7 protein-coding genes are annotated in these 6,098 nt (G+C 53.1%); 4 read left to right on the top strand and 3 right to left on the bottom strand.

Annotation, left to right across the window (positions count from 1 at the left end; all coding sequences use genetic code 11):
- A partial coding sequence (locus HMPREF0673_RS10475; protein WP_040596809.1) for an RNA polymerase sigma factor occupies window positions 1–322 on the top strand: 322 nt, incomplete at its 5' end.
- Window positions 323–335: 13 nt separating this feature from the next.
- Window positions 336–947: a hypothetical protein gene (locus HMPREF0673_RS10470; protein WP_007902005.1), complete on the top strand. Its 612-nt coding sequence runs from the start codon at window positions 336–338 to the stop codon at window positions 945–947.
- 55 nt (window positions 948–1,002) lie between these two features.
- On the opposite strand, the gene HMPREF0673_RS10465 is transcribed toward HMPREF0673_RS10470, so the two are convergent.
- Window positions 1,003–1,350 carry a hypothetical protein gene (locus HMPREF0673_RS10465; RefSeq protein ID WP_007902002.1) on the bottom strand — a complete coding sequence of 116 codons (348 nt, stop codon included), beginning with the start codon at window positions 1,348–1,350 and terminating at the stop codon, window positions 1,003–1,005.
- A gap of 152 nt (window positions 1,351–1,502) precedes the next feature.
- Between HMPREF0673_RS10465 and HMPREF0673_RS10460 the strand changes: the two genes are divergently transcribed.
- Window positions 1,503–2,069 carry a peroxiredoxin family protein gene (locus HMPREF0673_RS10460; protein WP_040596807.1) on the top strand — a complete coding sequence of 189 codons (567 nt, stop codon included), beginning with the start codon at window positions 1,503–1,505 and terminating at the stop codon, window positions 2,067–2,069.
- 1 nt (window position 2,070) lies between these two features.
- Window positions 2,071–2,733, top strand: coding sequence for a SprT-like domain-containing protein (locus HMPREF0673_RS10455; protein WP_007902001.1), 663 nt, complete (start codon window positions 2,071–2,073; stop codon window positions 2,731–2,733).
- Here HMPREF0673_RS10455 and HMPREF0673_RS10450 read toward each other — a convergent pair.
- Window positions 2,713–4,458, bottom strand: a complete 1,746-nt coding sequence (locus HMPREF0673_RS10450) for an LTA synthase family protein (protein WP_172633657.1) — start codon at window positions 4,456–4,458, stop codon at window positions 2,713–2,715. The genes HMPREF0673_RS10455 and HMPREF0673_RS10450 overlap by 21 nt on opposite strands.
- Before the next feature lie 124 nt (window positions 4,459–4,582).
- Entirely contained in the window at window positions 4,583–6,040 is a 1,458-nt protein-coding gene (locus HMPREF0673_RS10445; protein WP_007901996.1) for an aminoacyl-histidine dipeptidase, read from the bottom strand.
- Window positions 6,041–6,098: the final 58 nt, after the last annotated feature.

Raw genomic sequence — 6,098 nt, 5'->3', positions numbered from 1 at the left:
ATTGTTAAAAACACAACAATATTATTTGATCCTCACCCTCAACACCTGCATCACCATCGACCGCAAGAAGCGAAGCCGCCGGAAAGCCTTGCTGTCAATGGATGTCGACTATTTCAACGATGAGGAGAAGTCTACCGCCCAAGTGCGTATGCTGCACGAGCGCATAGCCCGACTGCAGCCGCTCGACAGAGCCATCGTTCTGCTCTGGCTCGAGCAAATCAGCTACGACGAGATAGGCGACATCGTGGGCCTGAGCGCAAAGAACGTCTCTGTGCGTCTGGCGCGAATAAGAGTGCAACTGAAGAATATGTCAAACGAATGAAAACAAGACCATTATGGAAAACAATAATCAAAACACCGAACTCGAGCTTATGCGCTCGCAGATGGAAGACTTCAAGGCGCAGCTCGACAAGCAGAAGATAGTGAACGAGAAGATGATTATAGGCTCGATGAAGAAGAGCATGTTGTGGATAAAGCGCTACGTCTACTTCGAGTGCAGCCTCGTGCCGCTCATCGCCGTGTCGTGGTTCGCTATCAAGGAGTACGCCCACCTTTCGTGGCTCAACTACGCCTTCCTCATGACTATGGTTATAGTAAGCGTCATCGCAGACTACCGCATCAATGTTTCGGCTATTAGCGATGCCGACTACAGTCGCAACAACCTTCTCACTACCATCAAGAAGCTCACACGCATGAAGCGTCTGCGCTCTATAGAGATGATGATTGAGGTGCCGACATTATTTATCTGGCTCTTGTGGAGCGGCATAGAGGCATGGATATATATGCCAGCCGACGCACCCGACTGTGCGCGAGCCGCTGTATACGGCGGCATTGTTGGCGGTGTCATCGGTGGCGTCTGCGGTTTGATTTTCGCCTTCCGCATCTTCCTCAAGATGCAGCGCACGAACGACGAAGTGATAAGTCAGATTAACGAACTTAACGCATAAATTTCTCTCTCTTTCCTGCCCAGTACGTTGTGAAGTGTACTGGGCTTTTTATTTCTTAAGCCTTTTTGAATAGCCGCGCCACGAAGTTGGACCCTTCGAGCACCACCATGAAATTCCAGAAATAGAACATCTGCTCATCGTAGACATAGCTGAGCGCTGCGCCGAGGAGGCAGAAGACGAAGCAGGCGGGCGAATGTTTTTTAATTGCATCCATGCAGTCGTCCGTAGACACCTTGCGTCTGAAGATGCCCACGATGCCCGCAACGAGCACTACGCCTAACACCACAGCCAAGCCGCACAAGGCGTACCAGTAAGCGTCCCACTTGCCCAACAGCGGCTCCAGCGCAAAGAACAAAAGAAAAAGCGCGTAGCCCGCGTTTGCCAATGATACCTTGTTTTTCATATTCTTATTACGGTTTGTTTAATTCTGCAAATTTAAGTAAAAGAGTTGCTACTTGCAAGCACTGCGCCGCATTTTTTATCCGTGTCACCTTTGCCGAATGGATTTTTATTAATACATTTGCATTAGACATACAGATTATAAACAACAACGATATGAAGACACTCAAGACTATGCTTATGGCTCTGGCGTTCATCGCAGCTCCCGCAGCCATCCGTGCGCAGGCACCAGCTGATGCTCCTGCGGCTACGGTTACAGACCTCGACCAGAAGTACGCCACCGACCTGCTGAAGGCAGGCGCAGATGCGCCCGACATCACGCTGAACACCATCGACGGCAAACCTTTCGCGCTGAAAGACCTGCGCGGACGCTACGTCGTGCTCGACTTCTGGGCTTCGTGGTGCCCCGACTGCCGCAAGGACTCGCCGTTCATCATGCAGCTCTACAAGAAGTTCGGCACCAAGGGCGTGGCTTTCGTGGGCGTGTCGTTCGACAAGAACCTCGAGTCGTGGAAGAACGGCGTGGCTAAGCTCGGCATCGAATACATGCAGGTGAGCGACTTGAAGCCGATGCGCGAGTCGCCCGTGGCTGAAGCTTACCACGTGAAGTGGATACCTACCGTCTACGTCATCGACCCACAGGGCAAGGTGGTGCTCGCCACTGTCGTGTCTGACAAGGTGAGCGCATATCTCCACTCCGTTTACCCCGACTGCGCCGAGTAGGATGACGCTTACGACAGACATATTGCACACATGGTTCAGGCAGTTCAACGCCGATTATTTCGGCGATGAGCTGCCTGTGCCTCGTATTGCGCTGTCGAAGGCTCGCACCCGTCTGGGCACCATGTCGTGCCGCCGTGTGCGCAAGCTGCTGCGCTGGACGTACACCGACTTCACCATACGCATCAGCACCTACTACGAGTGCTCGGAGCGCGAGTTTCAGGAGACGCTGCTGCATGAGATGATACATCTTTATATAGCGTATCACAACATCACCGATACATCGTCGCACGGCAAAGAGTTCCGTCAGATCATGCAGCGGCTGAATAGCGAGCACGGCTGGCACATCACCGTCTCGACATCGATGCACAAGCATAAGCTCACACCGTCACACCCCGATAACTCTCCTGCTTCTTTTCTTGTTCTTGCCCTTGTGCTTGACGATGGTACCCGGATGCTTTCGGTTGTCAATGTGCGTTCGGCACTGAAGGTGGATGCGTTGGCACGCCGCACGCATCGCATCGCCGACCATCGCTGGTATATGTCGCAAGACCCTTACTTCCGCGACTTCACCTGCGTGCGTTCTCTGCGTGCGCGTCGCGTTTCTATGGATGTATATAACGAAAAAACGGCTGCCATGCAGCCGTTAGTGTTGAAGGAACCGTAACCCTCCGCGCAAGATATTGTTAGAGATACGCCGTTGCGTATCGCTTATGGTGTTGTTGTAACCTTTGCGTAGCAGACTGTGTCCCATACCTCTCCATTCAGATTGCAGACCGAACATGTCGAGCATGGTAGGGTAGAGGTCAATCTGGTTTATACTTCCCACGTAGAACATTTCGGCAGCGATGTGCGTGTTGGCTATTATCAGTGGCAGGCTCATCGACCAGTCGTCCATGCCCAAGCTGCCCTCCTTCGGTTCGTGGTCGGAGCAGACTATGAGCACGGTGTTGTCATACTGCCCGCTGCGTTTTAGATAGGCTATGTAGCGTTCTATCTGCAAGTCGGTGTAGAAACACTTGTCGAGATAGTGGCAGAATTCTGCAGAGAAGCGACTCGGGTAGTTGAACGGTGACCTCACGGGTGTCTCGGCGAGGAAGTCGGTGTCGTAGCTGCCGTGCATGCTGAGCGTTAGTATTATGTTCATGTATGGTTCTTGCAGTTTTACGTTCTGCAGTCGGTTGAATATCTCCTCGTCTTGACACCAGTAACCGTTCTCGTAGTTGCCCAGTTCTATCGTATGGTCTATGCCGTAGCTGAGGTTAGCCTCGTTCTGATGCCAGAAGAAGCGGTTCGTAGGTATAGTGATATACGTGTGATAGCCCTTCTGTTCGTGCAGCAGTCGGGGCAGAGCCGCCACGCGGTTCTTTATGATGCGCTGCACCGACATCTCCGATTGGAGTGGCAGCAGTCCCGTGAAGTAGGAAATCTGCGCATCGCTCGACTCTCCGCCTCCGCGGTTAGATGTGACGTTGAGATTGTGGTAGTTTCTCGGATCTCTCATCAGCTCGTTGAGGCAGGGGGTCACCTCCTTGCCATCAATCTTCATCTGCGACGCCACCGACAGATACGACTCTACCATGATGAACACCACGTTCGGTTTACCCTTTACGCGTAGCGACTCGGGCAGCGGCTTAGCGTCTGCCGCTTTCTGCTTTATGAAAACGCCTATCTCGCGCACTTCCGCGTCGCTCAGTTCTACGTTCTTCGATGCACTTGCTATGTTGCCGTACACCTGCCCGAGGAGTATACCATTGCGCATGATGGCATATTCCTGGTTGAACATGAATTCCAGTTTCGTGTCCTCCCTGAAATCTATACTGTCTATCCATGCTTTCACGTCGTCAGCCGTGCGCCAGTGAACGGCAAGTTTCAGCGTGTAGAGCACGCAGGGCAGAACTATAAGTGTCAGCACCCAAAGCAAGTCGCGGCGCGTGCGCTTCGGTTCGATATGTCTAACGCCCCAACCGAACAGCAGTGTCGTAACCACGAGCAGCAGGTCGGTCCAGCAGAATGCGTGTGGCACGTATTGCATCCACCAAGAACCTCTGAAGTTGGCAGCCTCGTCGAGCACATCGGGTGTTATGTAGCGGTTGAAGAAGCGCGAGTAGACCATGTTTGCCACCACGAATACCATCAGTGTAGAGTAAGTGAGCACGAATGCCGACTTGCGCCTGCCCGCCGTGCACAGTAAGAATAACAGCAGTGTAGCCGCCACGTCTATCCATGCGCTCAGAAACGGTCGGGTGCCGCACCACTCGGACGAAATCTTAGAGAAGTAGACCTCGTAGTGCATGTAGCCCACGTTGATATACATAAGAAGGCACAAGAAGAGCATCAGAAGATGCTCTCTTGTGCCTTTTCTATTCAGGATTTCTGCTATATTTTTCAATATTTTGTTGGGTTGTTGCTTGAATAATGTCATTGGGCGGCGTTCGCAATCCGATCGGACGGCGGACGGAATCTGATCGGATGGCGGACGGAATCTGATCGGACGGCGAACGCGAGCGGTGGGATTACTTTGCAGGAACCTCTGCAAGAGTTTTCTTAACAAGCTCCCAGAACGGTGCGATTGTCTTGATGAGGCAACGCTCCGATGTGGTGTGAGGCGAGCGCATGGTCGGACCGAACGACACAACGTCGAGATGCGGATACTTGCCGAGGATGACAGAACACTCCAAACCAGCGTGGTCTACCTGCTCAATAGCCTCCTCACCGAACAAGTCGCGGTAGTGCTGCTCCATGAGGTGCAGAATCTCGCTGTCTGTGTTAGGATCCCAGCCGCCGTAGCTGCCGCTCATCTCCACCTTCATGCCAGCCATCGAGAATGTAGACTCGAGTGTGGTGGCGATGTACTCCTTCATGCTCTCGTTAGCCGAGCGTGCGAGCAGCTTGAAGTAAGCGTGACCGCCCTCGATGTTGATGATGGCGAGGTTAGAAGAAGTTTCAACCACAGATGGGAATACCGGAATCATGCGCAGCACGCCGTTGTGGCAGCCGTAGATAGCATCGAGCAGGTTGTCCTGAATTTCCTCAGGTGTCTCGAAAGCCGGTGTCTCCACGTCCTCGGTGAAGAACTGTATGTTCTCCTCAATAGTGCGGAACTCGTGGTTGAACAGCTTGCGCCATTCCTCTACGTTCTCCTTCAGCGCCTCCACGTTCTCCTTCGGCAGTGTGAGCACCACCTCGCACTCGAACGGGATAGCGTTGCGCATTGTGCCGCCGTGCCATGTAGCCAGGCGTGCGCCGTACTCGGCGATTGCCTTGTGCACGAAGCGAGCCATGAGCTTGTTGGCGTTGCCACGACCCTCGTTGATCTCCAGACCAGAGTGTCCGCCCTTCAAACCCTTCAGCAGAACCTTAACGGCTGCGTCTTCCTTGTCGGTCTCCACCTCCTTGTAGGCGAGTGTGGCTGTGATATCGATGCCACCAGCCGAACCTATCACGAATTTGCCCCATGTCTCAGAGTCGAGGTTGAGCAGGATGTCGCCCTGCAGCTCGTCGCATGGCAGGTCGTTAGCGCCGAACATGCCAGTCTCCTCGTCGGCAGTGATAAGACCCTCAACCGGTCCGTGAACCAGTGTCTTATCCTCCATGACAGCCATGATGGCAGCTACGCCGATGCCGTTGTCCGCACCGAGCGTTGTGCCCTTAGCACGTACCCACTCGCCGTCTACGTAAGTCTCGATAGGGTCGGTCTCGAAGTTGTGTGTTGACTCCTTGCTCTTCTGTGGCACCATATCCATGTGAGCCTGAAGGATAACACCCTTCTTGTTCTCCATACCAACTGATGCGGGTTTGCGCATCACAATATTTCCGGCAGCATCCTTGAAGCCTTCCACGCCTACGCGTGCTGCGAAGTCGAGCAAGAACTGCTGTACTTTTTCAAGATGACCTGATGGGCGCGGCACCTGTGTCAGTGCGTCGAAGTTGCGCCAGATACACTCGGGGTTAAGGTTTCTGATTTCACTCATAATGTTAAGGTTTTAAGTATGATAATATGTTGAGGTGTTGAGGTGTTGAGGTGTTGAG

This window comes from Leyella stercorea DSM 18206 (assembly GCF_000235885.1).
Taxonomy (GTDB): Bacteria; Bacteroidota; Bacteroidia; order Bacteroidales; family Bacteroidaceae; genus Prevotella; species Prevotella stercorea.
This window is presented reverse-complemented; position numbering and strand designations above follow the sequence as displayed.